Below are 19,714 nucleotides of genomic sequence, written 5' to 3' on the forward strand. Positions count from 1 at the left end.
TCAAAGACTTCATTGATGACTTTATTCTCGATAAAAATCATCTGCTACCACAGAGAATCTATAAATGATAGTGCGTAAGTCCTATTATAATTTTTGTTCAATAAAAATAGATAAATTTTGAGCAAAATCTATGTCAAAAATAGTGTGGGGTGGAATGGGTGTTGCTGTGTTAGCAGGAGCTGCCGCTGCGGGAAATTTATATGCAGATAAGAATCTGCGTGAACATTATCAACAAAATTTAAATCCTTCACCCAATATTAGCGTGCAATATACAGACTACGACCTGGGGACTTTAACAGGTACTGCCAAATGGAAAATGACCATTATTTTAGACCCATGTAATGCCAAAGAAAAATTGGTGTTTCAAGGACAAGATCAAATTCAGCGGACATGGAAAGGGTACCAAATTGATTCTAAAATGAATCTGGAACAAGGGCAGGGACAATTTTCCGAGTTCTTTCAACAGCCTTTAAATGTGACCACGCAAGTGAATTGGTTGGGCGTGTCGACCACAAAATTGAGCATACCTGCTATAGAGAAAAAAGAAGCAGGACTTGAAGCTAAATTTTCTCCTATACAGATTGAGTTTCAGGCGAAACAAAGTCAAGGGCAGCAGAAAATTGTAAATATGATTTTTGATGTGCCTCAATTGACGGTACGAGATCAATTTGGGCATCTTCAAGTAAAAGGCATGCAGTTTAAAACCAATCAGTCTTTGTATGGGCAGTCTTTAGAGCCTGGCTATTTCCAATTCAGTATCGCAGAAATGCAGCGTCAGGACTCAAAAGCAGTGGGTTCAGGCAAAATGAAAGACTTCAGTTGGCGTATGGATACTCAACTGCATGAGCGTACGGTTGATATTCAATCAAAATTCAAAATTGCTGAATTAGGTTTAGACAATGTGCCCGCAATCCAAGATTTGCAGTTCAATTGGGATGTTAAAGATTTGCAACGCACAAAAATGCAGACCTTCTTTGATATTATTCAAAAACAAAGTAATTCCTGCTTAGAAGCAGAAAACTTTGGGAAAGAAGTTCAACAAGCCTTATTGGCTGTGATTAATGAGGGTTTTCAGTTTGAATCCAAGAAGAATCAGTTGAAATTAGGCACAGGCAGTATTCGGGCAGATTTGGTTGGTAAAGTGATGCCAGGGCATCAAACCACTGTAGAAGGCTTGGCGAAAATGTTCCCAAGTTTGGTAGAAGTGCAAACCGATGTGAGCTTTAACAAGCAAGTGGTCAAAACCATTATGAATAATTATTTGAATGCTGCAGGTAAAAGCATGTCTGATCAAGAGTTGGAACAGATACTCAGTGCGATGCAAAGCAATCATCAAATTCAGCGTGATGGTGATGAATTTAAACTTTCAATGCATTATCAATATGGTGAAAAAAAGTTCTTAACTGGTCAATAATCTAAATATTGATCTACGATAAAAACACAGCCCATTCAATTGAACAGGCTGTGATGTATTACCATGCCGTTTATTTAAACAGGCGGGTGCTGAATTTTCCAAGCACGGTGGATTTTAGTGTTACGTTTGAAATCTGGACCAATGGTTTCATGACTAATTTCTTGCACATCAAACATGGCTTCAATTTCTTCATCCATTTCAAAACCACGGTAGTTGTTAGAGAAGTACAGCGTACCGCCTGTGGTTAAGCGGTTCATTGCACGTTTAATTAAAGAAACGTGGTCGCGTTGTACGTCAAACGTTCCATAGAACTTTTTAGAGTTTGAGAAAGTTGGTGGGTCAATAAAGATCAGATCATACTGTTCATGACCTTCTTTGAGCCATTCAAAACAATCACTGGCAAAGAATTGATGTTGTTCATCGGAATGTTCAACCGTTAAACCATTCAATACAAAGTTTTCTTTAGACCAATTCAAATAAGTATTGGACAAATCAACACTAGTGGTACTTAGTGCACCGCCAAGCGCGGCATGCAAACTTGCAGTTGAGGTATAACTGTATAAATTCAGGAAGTGCTTGCCACGTGCTTCTTTGGCAATGCGTAAACGCATTTGACGATGGTCAAGGAACAAGCCTGTATCAAGGTAGTCGGTGAGGTTGACCAAAATTTTAGCCTGACCTTCTTGCACAATAAAACGCTTCGAGGCTGTACTTTGTTTGGTGTACTGGTTTTTACCCTCCTGACGAGCACGGGTTTTAATAAATACAGCATCACGCCCTAAACCTGTAACGGCACGAATGGCTTGTAAGGCGAGATTAAAACGCTTTTTGGCTTTTTCAGGATCAATTTTTTTCGGTGGTGCATATTCCTGCACGTGCAAACGATCGCCGTATAAATCGACTGCGACATTAAAGTCAGGTAAGTCGGCATCGTATAAACGCAGACAATGCACATTTTCTTTCACCGCCCATTTTTTCAAGCTTTGTGTGTTTTTTTGCAAACGGTTGGTGAAATCTTCCGCACCTTCAATCGGTTCAAATTGCTGAGGTTGCCAGTCAGCTAAGAATGGACGTGCGACTGTTGCAGGTTTGATCGTACCAAAACGAACATAAATTGGCAGTTTGCCGTTCATCAAGCGTAAAATTTGCGGGTCATTGAAAGCCAACACATCGGCTTGTTCAACTTGGGCTGCAATAACGGCTGCTTTTTGATTTGGGAAATGTTTTTGTAAGAGGGCAGACAGGCCCAAATATAAGGCACGGTTCGAGGCTTTATCGCCCAAACGCTCACCGTAAGGCGGGTTGGTTACAATAAAGGCTTTTTTGTCTTCGGATTGAAAGTCTGGCCAGTCAGCCAAAGTACGCTCTTCAATTTGAATCTGATCGAGCAGACTTTCAAAACCTGCCGCAATAATATTTTGCTTGGTGGCTTTGACTGCTTCCCAGTCGGCATCGAAAGCATAGAATTTTGGCAATGGTTGTTGTAATGCAGTTTGGTGGCGTTCTGCCGCTTCTGCTTTAATACTCATCCATAATTCATGGTCATGGCCTTGCCAACCATTAAAACCAAAACGACGTACTAGACCTGGCGCACGGTCAGTCAGCATCATCAATGCTTCAATAATAAACGTACCCGAACCACACATAGGGTCTAAAATAATGTCGGGTTGAATTTGTTCTAATTGACCTTTTTGCAGAATTGCCGCAGCAAGGTTTTCTTTAATTGGAGCATCGGTCATAAAACGACGATAGCCGCGCTTATGCAATGAATCGCCTGATAAATCTAGGCAATATGTATGTTCTTTTTTGCCTGCCAACACGTATAAGGTAATTTCTGGCTGCTTGATGTCAATGCTTGGACGTTTGCCCACTGCGTCCATAAATGAATCGACCACACCATCTTTAACGCGCAAGGTTGCAAACTGGCTATTTACTTTGATGTCCCGTTCGATATGTAAACGCACTGCAAACGTACTTTGTGGGGCAAAAATGAGTGACCAGTCAAAGCTAAGCGCACCTTCATAAAGCTCTTCGGCTACATCGCGCGCGTCGTGACTGAATTCAATTTCGTGTGTGTGAATTGGCGCAAGGACACGTGAGGCTAAACGTGACCACATGCAGACACGATAGGCATTTTCGAGTGTGCCTTTGAAAATTAAACGACCCGGTAAACGTTCGATATTTTGAATACCTAAACCTTGCATTTCTTCTTGCAATAAGGTTTCAAGTCCATCTGCACAGGTGACCCAATATGTAGAAAGACGGGGTTTCGAATTCATGAAAATTTCCAAAAGCAATTCAGCAATCGGCTATTTTACCGTATTTTGTGCTAGAAAACTTAGTGATTTAGCGTGTATCGCGCAGAATTTTAAAGGTCTTGGTTTGATGGGCTTCAGTGCATTTTTTAATGTTTTTATTTTTCTGAAATGCAATGAGGATGTAGAGACATCCCCCAACAAATTTTGAGTGATTGTATTGCGGAAAAATAAAAACCTGAATATTCACATGATTGGTATGTATTTTGCTCATGCTTTGTTGTGATGGTGAATATTTTGCAGATAAGCATCAAACACTGCAAAACAACAATGAAACTATAAGGGGAATATTTAAATGACCACAGCTACTTTAACCACGGCACATCCTTTAACAGTAAATAACGAGATTTTTTCAGTTGCCACTTTAATTTATACGCGATTAAGACGGGTTAGTGGGCGTGTGATTGATGTCATGTATCTGGTGGAAAATTCAGACTATGCACGTGCTGTGCTGCAATTGGCGCTCGCCACACACGATGACGAATTGTGCCGTTATGCCGTGCGCTTAAACAGCATATTAGGTGACCTAATGGATGCTGACGCAGAAATAACGCCGCAGCAGACAGCAGCGCAGCAATTGGTTGCAGTAGAAAATATGGAAAATATAGATGACTTGACTGAACCGACAGCTGAAGAAATTTATCAGGCGCAGGTGTCGCATCATTATATTGGTGCATTGCGTTAAGTGGGGGAATAGTACGGGTTTTGCCTACACAGCCTTAATGTTGTGTAGGTTGTTGTAGGCGAAGATTGATCAAGCAGATGTTTATCAAGCTCATATCAATATGATTGGGTAGCAGTGTAGTTAAATATACGTACCATCCTTTCACATCGTTTTGTAGAGTATTAAGCATGAAAGAAAGTGTAAATGATTCTGCATGACTTAATTTTTAAAATCATAAGTTTCTTTTGAATAAATCATGCCAACTTGCACTGCTTTGCCAAATCAATTTCTGTATAATGCGTTAACTTAACGTATAAGGAATCTCTCATGCATTTGGCGGCATTGCATACTCCGAGCCAGATTCAATTGAATAAAGATGGGCATTTAAAACACTTTTTAACCATCGAAGGTCTTTCCAAAGAAACCCTCACCCAAATTTTGGACACAGCACAGTCCTTTTTCAATGAACAAAACCAACTGATCACTAATAATTTGCTGGAAGGGCGCACGGTGATGAATTTGTTCTTCGAAAACTCTACCCGTACCCGCACCACATTTGAAGCCGCAGCCAAGCGTCTTTCTGCCAATGTACTCAATATTGATATTGCCCGTTCAAGTACCTCTAAAGGTGAAACTTTGCGTGACACTTTATGGAACTTAGAGGCGATGGCTGCCGACATTTTTGTGGTACGCCATTCATCTTCAGGTGCTGCACATTTTATTGCCAAAACAGTTTGCCCAAATGTTGCGATTATTAATGCAGGCGATGGCCGTCATGCGCATCCGACTCAAGCCATGTTGGATATGTTGACCATCCGCCGTGAAACCCAACGACCTTATGAAGAATTAAGCGTGGCCATTATTGGTGATATTAAACATTCACGTGTGGCGCGTTCCGATGTGGCGGCCTTGCAAACACTGGGCTGTAAAGACATTCGTGTGATTGCACCGAACACCTTGTTGCCGTACGGTTTTGATGAATATGGAGCAGGCGTGCGTTTATTTAACAAAATGGAAGAAGGCATAAAAGACTGCGACGTGATTATCACCCTGCGTATTCAGAATGAACGTATTGATTCGCCTGCACTTGCCTCACAAGCTGAATTTTACAAAATGTATGGTTTAAACAAAGAGCGTCTGGCACTTGCCAAACCAAACTGTATTGTGATGCATCCTGGGCCAATGAACCGTGGTGTCGAAATTGATTCGAGCATTGCCGATGGCCCTCAATCGGTAATTTTAAATCAAGTAACCAACGGTATTGCGGTGCGTATGGCGGTATTGGCTTTGGCGATGCAAGGTCAATTGCAAGAACAAGGTTTGATTGACGCGATTGCGGTATAAGGAAAAAGTCATGGCGATTGTAAAAATTGAAAATGTACGTGTGCTTGACCCAATCCAGCAAATTGACCGCGTGCAAACGGTATATCTTAAAAATGGCAAGTTTGTTGCAGAAAGTGCTGAGATTAGCGAAAGTATTGATGCCCAAGGTCAATGGCTCATGCCAACCATGGTGGATTTGTGTGCACGTTTACGTGAACCAGGTCAACAGCAGCACGGCACGCTCAAATCAGAAGGCAAGGCAGCACGTGAAAACGGAATTCTGCACTTATTTACCCCACCTGATTCTAAACCGATCGTGCAAGACAACGGTGCACTCATTCATGGTTTAGTAGAAAAAGCCAAGTTGGATAGTGGTATTTATTTAGAAGTGATTGGTGCACAAACTCAAGGTTTAAACGGCAAACAGCCTGCCAATATGGCGGGACTGAAAAAAGGCGGTTGTAGTGCAGTGTCCAATGCCAATGCACCTTTTGAAGATGATGATGTGGTGATTCGTACTTTGGAATATGCAGCGGGTTTAGACATGACCGTGGTGTTCTATGCTGAAGAACCGCAAATTGCCAAAGATGGCTGTGTGCATGAAGGTTTTATTGCTTCGCGTCAAGGCTTGCCCATGATTCCTACTTTGGCTGAAACCGTAGCGATTGCTAAATATTTGTTAATGATTGAAGCTACAGGTGTACGTGCGCATTTTGGCTTATTGTCTTGTGGTGCCTCAGTTGAGTTGATTCAACAAGCCAAAGCCAAAGGTCTGCCTGTTACTTGTGATGTGGCGATGCATCAATTGCATTTAACCGATCAAATAATTGATGGTTTTAACTCCTTAGCGCACGTGCGTCCGCCACTGCGCTCTGAAGAAGACAAAGCTTTGCTACGTCAAGGTGTAAAAAATGGTGTGATTGATGCGATTTGTACTCATCACGAGCCTTTAAACAGCTCTGCAAAAATGGCACCGTTTGCAGATACCTTGTCAGGTTTTACTGCGTTTGATACTTATATTCCATTTGGGATTCAACTGATTCAGGAAGGTCTGTTCAGTCCATTGGAGTGGGTAGAAAAAGTAACACTTGCACCTGCGCGTGTGGCAAAAATGCAAAGTCGTTGGGAACAGGAAGCGGGTTGGGTCTTGGTTGACCCAGAAGTGGAATGGACGCTGAACAAAGAAACGATTGTGTCGCAAGGCAAAAATACGCCTTTAATTAACCAAGCGGTGAAAGGCAAAGCATTACGCATTTTTACTGCTTAATTTATGCCTCTTGATATTTGAGTTTCGTCTTTCATATTTAGTATTAGTTAAAGTCAGCTTCGGCTGGCTTTTTTTTATGTGATTGAAAATAGAAAGCCAACACTCCGTTGACGCAAATTTCATAACAAAATCAAAACACCACAATTTATTACATTTGTTTAAATTTTAAGCATATACACTAAAAAAAAATTGAAAACAAAGACAAAAAAGAGGGCTGTATATGCAAACAGATTTTATTGACCTACTCAAACAAAGTGTCTCATCTATTGTATTAGAAGGGGAAACTCAGCATTTACTTGAAAAAAATCAGGCACTGAATAGCTTTTATCCTATTTTACTGTCTATTTTAAATTCACGTCCTGAATTAATTGATAATTTGCATCGACAGCTTAACCCTCGTGTGGGCGATGTCTTTGGTTCAAACTTGTCTTTAAAACAGCAGTTTATGGATATGGTGAGTGGCACAGCACCACAAGTCGAAATTGAAAATACACTGAATCGTTCAATTGCACCTAGCTTAAACTTTCTTGAAAATCAGGCAGGCTCATCAGACCCAGTTGCGATTCAACATTTATTGCAAAATAATTTAGATTCAATTCAGGCGGCTTTACCACAATGGGCAACAGCATTATTGGCTGCATTGGGGGTAAATAATGCTGTGGGACAAACCGTACATCAAGCACCTGAAGTCATTGTGACTAAGCCCGTTGAAGAACGCCGTTCGTGGTTATTGCCAATTTTAGCTTTAATTATTTTAATTGGTTTATTGGCATTTTTATTCCGAGCATGTAGTGACCGCAACCAGGCGCCGGCAACTGCGCAGACCCAGGTGGCAGCTAATCAGCCTGCAATGTTACAAGTTAGTACGGGCAGTGATGGTAATTTGGTGACCTGTCAAATTTTGTTGAATAATCCAAGCTATATGGACATTCTACAAAATGAAGTGAAGCAAATTTTTAATCATCCGACAGGTTGTGGTGCAGAAAATTATGCCAACTATCATTCAGAATTTATTGATCAAGATGTGATTCCAAGTGTTTTAAAAATGTTGAAAGGTGTACCGAATGTCAATTTAAATTGGGTGGGCAATCAACTGTCTATTCAAGCAGCGAATCCTACCGATGCAGAGCGTTTAGCCAGTCAAATTCGTCCAATGGCTAAAAACATGACTGTAGTGACTCAGCAACCTGCAGAAACCACAGTAACCGACGTCAATCAGGCTGTAACCAGCAGTATTAGCAATGCCGAGAAGGCCTTGGCTACAATTAATCCTGACAATATCCGCGCGTTAGATGTTGCGACAGCACTCAATATTCAAATCATTAATTTTGATTCTGCATCGACTGAAATTCCAGAAGCCAATAAATCTATTTTAGATCAGGCTGCGGTATTGATGCAGCGTGCGCCACAAGTTCGATTAACCGTGAAAGGGCATACCGATGCCGTAGGTGATGCCAATGCCAACAAGACATTGTCACAACAACGTGCGCAAGCAGTGGTCGATTATTTGGTATCACGTGGTGTAAACCCAGGTCAGTTGCAAGCCATTGGTTTTGGTTCAGAGCAGCCGATTGCGGCAAATGCAACACCGGAAGGCCAATTTAAAAACCGCCGTATTGAGTTCGAAGTCTTGAATGTAGATACAGGCACAGTGCGTAGTGTGGAAGATGCAGGCGTGATAGAGCAAAAGGTGCCTCAATCTTAAACAGGTTAATTTTTTGCAGGATGAAACATTTACGGAGCCCTCACTTTACACACGAGGGTTTTTTTATTGCTAGTCAATCCCGAAGCATCATACAAATATCGAAATGGAAAGATGATTTTTAGATGATCATGAGTTTAACAGAATGGCTTCATAAATCAGTGGATTATTTAATGGGTTAAGTGAAAAAGCATGTAAGGCAAAATAAACCCTCTCCCTTGTATTAAGTTTAAAGCTGTGTATTAAAACCTGCAAAGAAGAGGGGTTTGAATTGAAATAAACTCATCAAGCTGCGGCTTTTTGTAGGACAACACCTGTGACTTTTTGAATTTCATCAAAACTGACATCGGGTGCAAGTTCAATCAACTTGATACCTTGTGGGGTAATATCCAGTACGCCTAAGTCGCTAATGATACGATGCACCACCGCTTTGCCCGTAAGTGGCAAACTGCACTGTGATACAATTTTAGGCGTACCATCTTTTGCACAATGTTCCATCAGCACCACGACTTTTTGTACGCCTGCAACCAAATCCATTGCACCGCCCATGCCTTTAACTTTCTTGCCAGGAATCATCCAGTTGGCAAGATCACCTTGTTCAGAAACTTCCATTGCCCCTAAAATAGCAATATTGATATGCCCGCCACGAATCATGGCAAAGGAATCTGCACTGGAAAAAAAAGCTGCCCCTTTACGTGCCGTCACAGTTTGTTTGCCTGCATTGATTAGATCTGCATCTACAGTGTCGGCAGTCGGAAATTCACCAATGCCAAGTAAGCCATTTTCAGACTGCAACCAAACATTGATCTGTTCAGAAATATAATTGGCCACCAGTGTTGGCAAGCCAATGCCTAAATTGACATAAAAGCCATCTTCTAATTCTTGTGCAGCGCGCTGCGCCATTTGATTACGCGTCCAAGCCATGTCTTAAGCCTCCGCCTTTAAAGTCATTTGTTCAATACGTTTTTCTGGGCTTGCATTGAGGACAATGCGGTTCACATAAATACCGGGTAAGTGAATCTCGTCTGGGTCTAAATCACCAATTTCAACAATTTGTTCAACTTCCGCAATGGTGATTTTGCCTGCCATAGCACAGACAGGATTAAAATTTTGTGCTGTTTTACGGAAAACAAGATTACCTGCTTTATCTGATTTGTAGGCTTTGACCAAAGCGACATCTGCAGTCAAAGATTCTTCTAAAATATAATCTTTGCCGTTAAATTCACGGACTTCTTTACCTTCTGCAATAACAGTACCTACACCTGTTGGGGTGAAAAATGCAGGAATACCCGCACCACCTGCGCGTAGTTTTTCTGCAAGTGTGCCTTGCGGAGTGAGTTCAACTTCCAGTTCGCCGCTTAAAAACTGGCGTTCAAATTCTTTATTTTCACCAACATAAGATGAAATCATTTTTTTAATTTGTTTGGTTTCTAGCAATAAGCCTAAGCCAAACCCATCGACCCCTGCGTTGTTGGAAATACAAGTCAGTTGTTTGACGCCTGTATCTTTTAATGCAGCAATCAAGGCTTCTGGAATACCGCATAATCCAAAACCACCCACCGCCAAGGTGTGCCCATCTTGAACCAAACCATTTAATGCAGCTTGTGCGCTGTCATGTACTTTATTGGACATTTATAACCTCTATTTATTCTCTGCACGGCATTCACTTGCCATGTTATGTTGTTGCATACTTGTCGATTATGTTTCAAAGCTATTGAGGATGAAATCGGTTTTAAGCACAGACCTTTTGCCAATACGCATTGGCATAGTTAGATGGATTATCGCGCTGTAAGATATTACTGATGTTGCGACTGGCTTGCATTAACGCGTCTAACTGCACACCTGTTTCAAAACCCATTTTAGACAGTAAATAGTAGAGGTCTTCGGTAGATACATTGCCCGATGCACCTTTGGCATACGGACAGCCACCCAAACCAGCAATAGATGAATCAAATACACGAATACCTTGCAAGAGCGACTGATAAATATTGGCAATCGCCATACCATAAGTATTGTGGAAATGACCTGCTAAAACTTTGGCATCAACCTGTGCTAAACATGCATCCCAAACTTTTTTCACACGGTCAGGGGTTGCTGTACCAATGGTTTCACCCAAAGACACTTCATAGCAGCCCATGTCTAATAATTGCTGTGTGACTTTTGCGACTTGTTTCGGGTCAATCGCACCTTCATAAGGACAGTCCACCATACAAGAAACATAACCACGCACGCGAATGCTGTGCGCTTTAGCTTGACGCATGACCTCACTAAACTTTTCCAGACTTTCCTCAATTGAGCAGTTGATGTTTTTTCGGGTAAAACTTTCAGAAGCTGCGGTAAACACAGCAACTTCTTTGCAACCTACCGCCAAAGCTGATTTAAAACCTTTTAAGTTTGGGGTCAATAAACTGAATTGAATATTGGGATCTTGTGGCAGGTTGGCAAACAGCACATCGCTGTCTGCCATTTGCGGCACCCATTTGGCCGATACGCAAGAACCGACCTCAATGCTGCTTAAACCTGTTTGCATTAAATCCAGAATCAAGTTTTTACGGTCTGCCAAAGTGAGTGGTGTTTTCTCATTTTGTAGACCATCTCGCGGGCCAACTTCTACAATTTTGACAAATTCAGTCATGCAACTTCCTCCGTCAAGGCTTCAAATTCAACCAGTTCATCACCTGCTTTGACCTGATCGCCCGCTTGGAAGTACGAACTTGCCACAATGCCATCGAAAGGTGCACGAATTGAATATTCAATTTTCATGGCTTCCAGTGTCATCAGCACATCATCTTTTTTCACGCGGGCATTGGCTGCCACCAAGACTTGGGTGATCACACCTGGCATAGGTGCAGTCAGGTTGTTGGCATTGTCTTGGTGATCATCGCTGTTAAAGTTTGATTGCACATAGTTAAACAGATGACGCTGACCATTTTGGAATAGGGTGATGCCTTGGGCATGTTGGTTAAATGCTATTTTTTGCTGCTGACCATTAATGCAAAGCTGGAGACGATGTGCATCTAAAAGCTCGCCTTTAACGCTCAGCGTTTGCCCATTGAAGTGTGCTTCAAAACCAGAAGTGCATGGTTTTAAATGGATTTTGAATGTTTGGCTATTGTATTGTAATTGCACTGTGTGGACATTTCTCTGATTTAAGCGCCAGAAGAGATCTTTTTGCCAAACCGCGTTGTTTGCCGCTTTGTTTCTCTGAATACGAGAAAGCACATCAATTAACGCAGCTGCAACGACGGTTTCAGTAGCGACTTCAGGTTTTGAATTAAGTAAGAATGCTTCCTCACGTTGAATAAGCCCGGTATCCAAATTGGCATTTTTAAAGGAGTCACACAGTACTAAACGATCCAAGAATGCAATATTGTTAGCTAAACCCTCGACATGGAACTGAGTTAAAGCATGGTGCATTTGGGTTAATGCCGCATCACGGTTTTTACCCCAAACAATCAGTTTGGCAATCATTGGGTCATAGTAGGTGCTGATTTCATCGCCTTCGACAATTCCGCTATCGACACGTACTGCGTCATTTTGCTCTGGATAATGTAGATAGCTGATTTGACCAATGGCAGGAATAAAGCCCTTTTCTGGTTCTTCGGCATACACACGTGCTTCAAGGGCATGGCCGTGAATTTGCAATTCATGTTGCTGTTTTGGCAAGGTCTCACCAAAGGCAACCCGTAATTGCCACTCGACCAAGTCTTGTCCTGTAATCATTTCTGTGACTGGGTGTTCTACTTGCAAGCGGGTATTCATTTCCATGAAATAAGCGGTACCGTCTTGCTCGACAATAAACTCTACCGTACCTGCGCCCACGTAATTTACGGCACGCGCGGCATCAATCGCGGCTTGGCGCATGGTTTCGAGTTTATGTGCTGGCATTTTTGGTGCTGGTGCTTCTTCAAGCACTTTTTGGTGACGACGCTGCACCGAGCAATCACGTTCAAATAAATGCACGTAGTTGCCGTGAGTATCTCCAAAAACCTGTACTTCAATATGACGTGGTTGAATCACATAGCGTTCAATCAGCACATCTTCATTGCCAAAGCTAGAGCGTGCTTCACTCTTACATGAAGCCAGCGAGCTGAGAAAGTCTTCACTGCGTTCTACCAAGCGCATGCCTTTACCACCACCGCCTGCACTGGCTTTAATGAGCACAGGATAACCAATGCTGTCGGCTTGTTGTTTTAAGAATGCTGCATCTTGATTGCTGCCATGATAGCCCGGAGTTAGTGGCACACCAGCTTTTTCCATCAGAGCCTTAGAGGTCGCCTTTAGACCCATTGCCAAAATGGCTTCAACTGGTGGGCCAATAAAAACAATATTGTTGTCTTTACAGGCTAGTGCGAACTGGTCATTTTCAGATAAGAAACCATAACCCGGGTGTATGGCTTGCGCCCCAGTACTTTTGGCTGCCTGAATAATACGTTCAACTTGCAAATAACTTTGTGCCGCAAGTGATTCACCAATATAAATGGCTTCATCTGCGAGTTTGACATGCTGTGATTGTGCATCGGCATCTGAATACACCGCAACAGTCGCAATCCCGAGTTTTTTTGCGGTACGAATTACACGGCAGGCAATTTCACCACGGTTGGCAATTAAAATCTTTTCAAACATCGTGCGATCCTTCTTTTATTCTGCCGTGGTCTTGATCCAAGCCGGGCTTTGTTTATTCAAAAATGCATTTAAGCCATTTTTCGCCTCATCTCCTTGGCGAACATGTGCAATATGCTGTGCAGTTTGTTGGAGTAAATCTTCAGTTAAAACTTGATAATTGACCATCTGAATCAGTTGTTTAGAAGCATGTTGCGCTTCTGGGCCACCCAGTAATAAGGCCTGTACAATCTCATCAATTTTGCTATCGAGCTGTTCCGGTGTGGTTACTTCATGTGCCAGACCAATAGCGTGTGCCTGTTCTGCATAAATTCGTTCTGCCGTTAAAAAGTAACGTGATGCCTGACGTGCACCAATCGCACGAATGACATAAGGGCTAATAGTCGAAGGGGCTAGTCCTAAACGTACTTCAGAAGTCGCAAATTTGGCATCGGTGCTAGCAACGCAAATATCACAGGCAGAGGCCAAACCCATACCGCCACCAAAAGCAATGCCATGTACACGGGCAATAGTCGGTTGCTTTAAAGTCGCTAAACTTTGCAGCATTTTCGCCAGTTTCAAGGCATCAGCTTGATTTTCTGTTGCAGAAGCTTGACCTGCTTGTTTCATCCAGTTTAAATCTGCGCCTGCAGAGAAACTTTTGCCGCGCCCTGCCAAAATCACCACTCGAATATCATCGCGGGTATTGAGGGCTTGAAAGCAGGCGTGTAATTCTTCAATCACCTGCGTATTGAAAGCGTTATGCAATTCCGCACGATTAATCCAAACCGTAGCCACTTGGTTGTGCTGTTCGAGTTGTAAAAATTGATAATCCATTTTGTCACCTCTTACATGCGGAACACGCCAAATTTGGTCGGTTGAATAGGTGCATTGAGGGCAGCGGCTAAACTTAATGCCAGGACTTCACGTGACTGTGCTGGGTCAATCACACCATCATCCCATAAACGTGCTGAAGCATAATATGGATGACCCTGACGCTCGTATTGTTCACGAATCGGCTGTTTGAATTGATCTTCTTCTTCTGCAGACCAGCTGCCGCCTTTGGCTTCTAACTGATCACGTTTTAAGGTGGAGAGTACGCTCGATGCTTGTTCGCCACCCATTACCGAAATACGTGAGTTTGGCCATGTCCACATAAAGCGTGGTGAATAAGCACGACCACACATCCCGTAGTTACCTGCACCAAAAGAACCGCCAATCACCAAAGTTAGTTTAGGCACATTAGCAGTGGCAACCGCCATCACCAGTTTGGCACCATTTTTAGCAATGCCTTCATTTTCATATTGGCGTCCAACCATAAAGCCTGTAATGTTTTGAATAAATAACAGGGGAATGTTGCGTTGGGTGCACAGTTCAATAAAGTGTGCACCTTTTTGTGCCGATTCGGAAAACAGAATCCCATTGTTGGCAATAATCCCGATAGGCATACCATATAGTTTGGCAAAACCTGTAATTAATGTGGTGCCAAAGCGTGCTTTAAATTCGTCAAAACGTGAACCATCGATAATGCGGGCAATCACTTCACGCACATCAAATGGTTTACGTGCATCTGTTGGAACAATGCCATACAATTCAGAGGCATCAAATAACGGCGCTTCGACATTTTCTGGCTGTGGATTTGGTTTTTTATTTAAATTGGCGACGATGTTGCGGGCAATTGCCAAAGCATGTTCATCATTTTCTGCCAAATGATCGGCCACACCTGAAAGGCGAGTGTGCACATCGCCACCACCCAAGTCTTCACTGCTGACCACTTCACCAGTTGCGGCTTTAACCAATGGTGGGCCGCCCAAGAAAATCGTGCCCTGATTACGCACAATAATGGTTTCATCCGACATGGCAGGTACATAAGCACCGCCTGCGGTACAGCTTCCCATGACGACAGCAATTTGGGCAATGCCCATGCTCGACATGCGGGCCTGATTATAGAAAATACGTCCGAAGTGATCACGGTCTGGAAAGACTTCATCTTGCAGCGGCAAATATGCACCGCCTGAATCGACCAGATAAATACAGGTCAGGTGATTCTGCTCAGCAATTTCCTGAGCGCGTAAATGCTTTTTCACCGTGAGAGGGTAGTAAGTCCCGCCTTTCACGGTGGCATCGTTGGCAATGATCATGCAGGTCACGCCATTGACCTGCCCCACGCCTGCTACCACGCCTGCAGCAGGGACTTCATCCTGATAAACCTGATAAGCGGCCAACTGACCAATTTCAATAAATGCAGTACCTGGATCAATCAGGTGGTCAATCCGTTCACGCGGCAGCAATTTGCCACGGTCTAAATGTTTTTGGCGTGCAGTTTCGCCGCCACCCAAAGCAATTTTTTGGACTTTTTCTCTGAGGTCATCGACTAGGCTTTGCATCGCAGCTTGGTTGTTTTTAAACTCATCGCTGCGAGTATTAATTTTGCTCTGTAATTGATTCATGCCAACCTCCTTGTCTATTTTTGTGATTTATTTTTAGGCAGTTTCGTTAAACAGTTCACGTCCAATCAACATACGGCGAATTTCTGAAGTACCCGCACCAATTTCATAGAGTTTGGCATCACGCCATAAACGTCCTGCAGGAAACTCATTGATATAGCCATTGCCGCCTAAGGTTTGAATGGTTTCACCGGCCATCCACGTGGCTTTTTCGGCAGCGTATAAAATGGCACTGGCTGCATCTTTACGCAGACTGCGGCTGTGTTCAGCTTTGTCACATTCTGCACCTACGGCATAAACCAACGCCTTACATGCCAACCAAGTCGAATACATATCGGCAATTTTGCCTTGCATAAGTTGGAATTCACCCAATGCCTGACCAAACTGTTTACGCTCATGAATATAAGGAATCACGGTGTCCATGCAGGCATCCATAATGCCGAGCGGTCCTGCACTTAAAACCGCACGTTCATAGTCCAGTCCACTCATCAGCACTTTTGTACCATTGCCCACACCGCCCAAAACGTTTTCTTTTGGAACTTCGACGTTGTCAAAGAAAAGTGGATAGGTATTCGAGCCGCGCATTCCCAGTTTGTCTAAATGGCTGCCGTGGCTAAAACCTGGCATGGTTTTTTCAATCAAGAAAGCAGTCATGCCTTTGGCACCTGCCTGCAAATCAGTTTTGGCATATACCACCAAAACATCGGCATCACCGCCATTGGTAATCCACATTTTTGAGCCATTGAGCAAGTAATGATCGCCTTTATCTTCAGCTTTCAGTTTCATGCTGACTACGTCTGAGCCTGCATTTGGTTCAGACATTGCCAAAGCACCGACGTAATCGCCTGAAATCAGTTTTGGCAAATAGCGTTGCTTCTGTTCTTCTGTCCCATTTCGCTTAATTTGGTTCACACATAGGTTAGAATGAGCACCGTAAGACAAACCAATGGATGCTGATGCACGAGAAATTTCTTGCATGGCAATGATGTGAGCCAAATAGCCTAAGTTGGTGCCGCCGTATTCTTCACTCACGGTTAAGCCAAGTAAGCCCATATCGCCAAATTTTTTCCAAAAATGGGCAGGGAATTCGTTATCACGATCAATCTGTTGTGCAATGGGTGCAATTTCCTTTGCACAAAAAGCAGCGATTGAATCACGCAGTGCGATTAAGGTTTCATCCAAACCGAAGTCTAAGCTTTGTAAATGCATGTATTCATTCATCCTGAGGTTGTATTTGTTGTTCCTAAAACAAGCATTTTTGTTGTGCTTAGGTTCTAACATACATCGAAAATTTAAAAAAGTGAACTAAAATTCACAAAATGATTTACAATTCATTTTATCTGGTTGAGAATAAGATATGAGTTATAAAAGATCATCATTGATGCAGGAACGTATGGAACAAAATCGCAACGCGATTTTAGATTCTGCTCGTGAACTTATTGCTCATGGGGGCTTTAAAGAAGCGTCTATACAAGCCATTGCAGAACGCGCTGGTGTTTCTACAGGTTTGGTGTATCGCTACTTTGAAAATAAAAGTCAGATTCTGATTGAAGTTTTATCGGATGCGATTCGTCGTGAGGTCGAAATTTTGGACCACATTGCGAAGTCAGATTTAACGCCAAAACAAAAATTGCAAAAATCTGTTACAACTTTTGTGAAGCGTGCGATGAACAGCCCCCAATTGGCGTATTCGTTAATGTTCGAGCCTGTAGACCCAGAAATGGAACATGAGCGTTTTCGCAGTAAACAACTGATCAAACAGAGCATCAAGGAAATTTTGGCTGAAGGAAAAGTCAATGGTGAGTTTGATTTTGAAGATTTAAACACTGCTGCTTTAGGTGTGGTTGGCTCCATGACATTTGTAGTGATTGAACCTTTAAACCCGTCTCGCAATGTGATGTTTGATCAAAATTATAAAGATTACTTTGTCAAACAAATTGCCGACTTTTGTGTAAATGCAGTGCGAAAACAGCAGGGAGGATAGTAAAAATAACGCACAAAAACAGGCAAAAAGTAATCGTTGTCATAACGGAAAACAGAATTACAAAGAATCAAGGAGATCGATTCAATGACACAAGTACGGTTAAGTTATGCCTATGGCACCAGTAATCAGCCTTTATTAGGGATGACTATTGGTGAAAAGTTTGATCAGGCTTGTCAGCAATATGCAGATCAGGATGCTTTGGTCAGCGTGCATCAAAATGTGCGTCTGACCTATAAGCAACTGCAGCAACAGGTCAATGCCTTTGCCTGTAGCTTATTAAAACTCGGTTTTAAGAAAGGTGACCGCCTTGCCATTTGGTCTCCGAATTGTGTGGAATGGACAATCACTCAATTCGCAGCCTTTAAGGCAGGGGTGATTTTGGTAAATTTAAACCCAGCCTATAAAAGCAATGAACTGGAATTTGTGCTTAACAAAGTTTCCTGCAAAGGTTTGGTGATTGCATCGGAATTTAAAAGCACCAACTATCAGGACATCTTAACCAAAATTGCCCCAGAGCTGTGTCAGGCAGACAATAAAGTTCTTAATTCCAAGCGTTTGCCGCATTTAAAGCATGTAATTAAAATTGATAATCAAGCACATACAGGAATGCATCGTTTTCAGGATTTATTAACCGCTCCAACCACACACATGCTAAAAAAACTGCAACACATTGCCAGTGAGTTGCAGTTCGATGAAACCATTAATATTCAATTTACCTCAGGCACAACGGGCAATCCGAAGGGCACTATGCTGACCCACAATAACATTTTAAATAATGGTTACTTTGTAGGTGAGGCGATTCATTTAAGTCCGCAAGACCGTGTTTGTATTTCAGTGCCGCTGTTCCACTGTTTTGGCATGGTGATGGGTAATTTGGCCTGTATCACACATGGTTCAACTATGGTCTATCCATCAGCCGTATTTAATCCACTCGATACCTTAAAAGCCATTCAGCAAGAAAAATGTACAGCTGCTTATGGTGTACCGACTATGTTTATTGCCATTTTAGAGCATGAGCAGTTTGATGAGTTTGATTTATCTAGCTTGCGTACAGGCATTATGGCAGGCAGCCCGTGTCCGCAAGAAATTATGCAACGTGTGATAGACCGCATGCACATGTCACAAATCACCATTTGTTATGGCATGACCGAAACAGCACCGGTGAGCGCACAAAGTTCGACTGAAGATTCGGTGGAACGTCGTGTCAGTACAGTGGGGCGCGTACATCCACATCTGGAAGTAAAAATTGTCGATGAAGAAGGCAAAGTCGTGCCGCGCGGACAGTTGGGTGAATTGTGTGTGCGTGGTTATTCAGTCATGTTGGGTTACTGGGATGAACATGACAAAACCCAAGAAGTCATTGATGTTGCACGTTGGATGCACACAGGCGACATTGCAGAAATGGACGATGAAGGCTTTGTGAAAATTAAAGGTCGTATTAAAGATGTGGTGATTCGTGGCGGTGAAAACCTGTTCCCGAAAGAAATTGAAGATTTCTTATATACCCACGATGCGGTCTGCGATGTACAAGTAATTGGCGTGCCAGATCATCGTTATGGTGAAGAACTATGTGCCTGCATTATTCTACATGAACACCATGAATGTACCGAAGAGGCAATTCGCCAATACTGTGCAGAACACATTTCACACAATAAAGTCCCACGTTATGTGCGTTTCTTTAGTGAATTTCCAATGACAGCTTCAGGCAAGGCACAGAAATTTAAATTACGTGAATTTATGCGTGAAGAATTAAATTTAAAGGAAATTGCTTAAGGCATTATTTCAGCTATTCACTGCTGTAAGATCGACCTTTTAAATTTGTCAGTACACCCCCTTTATTTCTCACGCAGAGATAAAGGGATACTCTATACAGGAATAATCACACTAAAATATAGCGCATACTCAGCTTGGTAAAAGATGACACCAAGTATAAGCATGATGCGTGATAATCAAGGATGAAAATAATGACTATACGCAATGATTGGACTCGAGAAGA

At 42.5% G+C, this 19,714-nt stretch carries 15 protein-coding genes; 7 read left to right on the forward strand and 8 right to left on the reverse strand.

Features of this window, described 5'->3' with window-relative positions:
- The first annotated feature begins 130 nt into the window (after positions 1-130).
- Positions 131-1,414, forward strand: a complete 1,284-nt coding sequence (locus B2W49_RS11560; RefSeq protein ID WP_291341435.1) for a DUF945 family protein — start codon at positions 131-133, stop codon at positions 1,412-1,414.
- Positions 1,415-1,488: 74 nt separating this feature from the next.
- Here B2W49_RS11560 and rlmKL read toward each other — a convergent pair whose 3' ends face one another.
- Positions 1,489-3,693 (reverse strand): bifunctional 23S rRNA (guanine(2069)-N(7))-methyltransferase RlmK/23S rRNA (guanine(2445)-N(2))-methyltransferase RlmL, encoded by a 2,205-nt coding sequence (rlmKL, locus tag B2W49_RS11565; RefSeq protein WP_291341437.1) that lies wholly within the window; start codon positions 3,691-3,693, stop codon positions 1,489-1,491.
- A 331-nt stretch (positions 3,694-4,024) separates the two neighbouring features.
- Between rlmKL and B2W49_RS11570 the strand changes: the two genes are divergently transcribed.
- The 4 genes from B2W49_RS11570 (at position 4,025) to B2W49_RS11585 (ending at position 8,688) form a co-directional block, all read left to right on the forward strand.
- Positions 4,025-4,414 (forward strand): hypothetical protein, encoded by a 390-nt coding sequence (locus B2W49_RS11570; protein WP_291341439.1) that lies wholly within the window; start codon positions 4,025-4,027, stop codon positions 4,412-4,414.
- 306 nt (positions 4,415-4,720) lie between these two features.
- Complete coding sequence (locus B2W49_RS11575; RefSeq protein ID WP_291341440.1) at positions 4,721-5,737, forward strand: aspartate carbamoyltransferase catalytic subunit; 1,017 nt, start codon at positions 4,721-4,723, stop codon at positions 5,735-5,737.
- 10 nt (positions 5,738-5,747) lie between these two features.
- Positions 5,748-6,983: a dihydroorotase gene (locus tag B2W49_RS11580; RefSeq protein ID WP_291341442.1), complete on the forward strand. Its 1,236-nt coding sequence runs from the start codon at positions 5,748-5,750 to the stop codon at positions 6,981-6,983.
- Between the two features lie 220 nt (positions 6,984-7,203).
- Entirely contained in the window at positions 7,204-8,688 is a 1,485-nt protein-coding gene (locus tag B2W49_RS11585) for an OmpA family protein (RefSeq protein ID WP_291341444.1), read from the forward strand.
- Positions 8,689-8,970: 282 nt separating this feature from the next.
- On the opposite strand, the gene B2W49_RS11590 is transcribed toward B2W49_RS11585, so the two are convergent.
- The 7 genes from B2W49_RS11590 to B2W49_RS11620 all read right to left on the reverse strand — a co-directional run bounded on the left by B2W49_RS11590 (position 8,971) and on the right by B2W49_RS11620 (position 16,943).
- Positions 8,971-9,609, reverse strand: coding sequence for a CoA transferase subunit B (locus B2W49_RS11590; RefSeq protein WP_291341446.1), 639 nt, complete (start codon positions 9,607-9,609; stop codon positions 8,971-8,973).
- Between the two features lie 3 nt (positions 9,610-9,612).
- Entirely contained in the window at positions 9,613-10,317 is a 705-nt protein-coding gene (locus tag B2W49_RS11595; protein ID WP_291341448.1) for a CoA transferase subunit A, read from the reverse strand.
- 100 nt (positions 10,318-10,417) lie between these two features.
- The gene (locus tag B2W49_RS11600) at positions 10,418-11,320 is read right to left on the reverse strand and encodes a hydroxymethylglutaryl-CoA lyase (RefSeq protein ID WP_291341450.1); all 903 of its coding nucleotides are present in this window, start codon (positions 11,318-11,320) and stop codon (positions 10,418-10,420) included.
- On the reverse strand, positions 11,317-13,311 hold the full coding sequence (locus B2W49_RS11605) for an acetyl/propionyl/methylcrotonyl-CoA carboxylase subunit alpha (protein WP_291341452.1): 1,995 nt from the start codon (positions 13,309-13,311) through the stop codon (positions 11,317-11,319). The genes B2W49_RS11600 and B2W49_RS11605 overlap by 4 nt, the downstream gene beginning before the upstream one ends.
- Before the next feature lie 15 nt (positions 13,312-13,326).
- Positions 13,327-14,124 (reverse strand): enoyl-CoA hydratase/isomerase family protein, encoded by a 798-nt coding sequence (locus tag B2W49_RS11610; RefSeq protein WP_291341454.1) that lies wholly within the window; start codon positions 14,122-14,124, stop codon positions 13,327-13,329.
- Between the two features lie 11 nt (positions 14,125-14,135).
- A complete protein-coding gene (locus B2W49_RS11615) occupies positions 14,136-15,755 on the reverse strand; it encodes a carboxyl transferase domain-containing protein (RefSeq protein WP_414630603.1) in 1,620 nt (539 codons plus the stop codon).
- A 15-nt stretch (positions 15,756-15,770) separates the two neighbouring features.
- Positions 15,771-16,943 carry an isovaleryl-CoA dehydrogenase gene (locus B2W49_RS11620; protein ID WP_291341458.1) on the reverse strand — a complete coding sequence of 391 codons (1,173 nt, stop codon included), beginning with the start codon at positions 16,941-16,943 and terminating at the stop codon, positions 15,771-15,773.
- A 148-nt stretch (positions 16,944-17,091) separates the two neighbouring features.
- Between B2W49_RS11620 and B2W49_RS11625 the strand changes: the two genes are divergently transcribed.
- Both B2W49_RS11625 and B2W49_RS11630 read left to right on the forward strand, forming a co-directional pair.
- Positions 17,092-17,718 carry a TetR/AcrR family transcriptional regulator gene (locus B2W49_RS11625; protein WP_291341460.1) on the forward strand — a complete coding sequence of 209 codons (627 nt, stop codon included), beginning with the start codon at positions 17,092-17,094 and terminating at the stop codon, positions 17,716-17,718.
- 84 nt (positions 17,719-17,802) lie between these two features.
- Positions 17,803-19,491, forward strand: a complete 1,689-nt coding sequence (locus B2W49_RS11630) for an AMP-binding protein (RefSeq protein WP_291341462.1) — start codon at positions 17,803-17,805, stop codon at positions 19,489-19,491.
- Positions 19,492-19,714: the final 223 nt, after the last annotated feature.

It is taken from the genome of Acinetobacter sp. UBA801, assembly GCA_002296655.1.
Taxonomy (GTDB): domain Bacteria; phylum Pseudomonadota; class Gammaproteobacteria; order Pseudomonadales; family Moraxellaceae; genus Acinetobacter.

Coding starts and splice junctions, on each gene's coding strand:
- B2W49_RS11560 (WP_291341435.1), top strand. CDS start 131: ATGTCAAAAATAGTGTGGGGTGGAATGGGTGTTGCTGTGTTAGCAGGA.
- rlmKL (WP_291341437.1), bottom strand. CDS start 3,693: ATGAATTCGAAACCCCGTCTTTCTACATATTGGGTCACCTGTGCAGAT.
- B2W49_RS11570 (WP_291341439.1), top strand. CDS start 4,025: ATGACCACAGCTACTTTAACCACGGCACATCCTTTAACAGTAAATAAC.
- B2W49_RS11575 (WP_291341440.1), top strand. CDS start 4,721: ATGCATTTGGCGGCATTGCATACTCCGAGCCAGATTCAATTGAATAAA.
- B2W49_RS11580 (WP_291341442.1), top strand. CDS start 5,748: ATGGCGATTGTAAAAATTGAAAATGTACGTGTGCTTGACCCAATCCAG.
- B2W49_RS11585 (WP_291341444.1), top strand. CDS start 7,204: ATGCAAACAGATTTTATTGACCTACTCAAACAAAGTGTCTCATCTATT.
- B2W49_RS11590 (WP_291341446.1), bottom strand. CDS start 9,609: ATGGCTTGGACGCGTAATCAAATGGCGCAGCGCGCTGCACAAGAATTA.
- B2W49_RS11595 (WP_291341448.1), bottom strand. CDS start 10,317: ATGTCCAATAAAGTACATGACAGCGCACAAGCTGCATTAAATGGTTTG.
- B2W49_RS11600 (WP_291341450.1), bottom strand. CDS start 11,320: ATGACTGAATTTGTCAAAATTGTAGAAGTTGGCCCGCGAGATGGTCTA.
- B2W49_RS11605 (WP_291341452.1), bottom strand. CDS start 13,311: ATGTTTGAAAAGATTTTAATTGCCAACCGTGGTGAAATTGCCTGCCGT.
- B2W49_RS11610 (WP_291341454.1), bottom strand. CDS start 14,124: ATGGATTATCAATTTTTACAACTCGAACAGCACAACCAAGTGGCTACG.
- B2W49_RS11620 (WP_291341458.1), bottom strand. CDS start 16,943: ATGCATTTACAAAGCTTAGACTTCGGTTTGGATGAAACCTTAATCGCA.
- B2W49_RS11625 (WP_291341460.1), top strand. CDS start 17,092: ATGAGTTATAAAAGATCATCATTGATGCAGGAACGTATGGAACAAAAT.
- B2W49_RS11630 (WP_291341462.1), top strand. CDS start 17,803: ATGACACAAGTACGGTTAAGTTATGCCTATGGCACCAGTAATCAGCCT.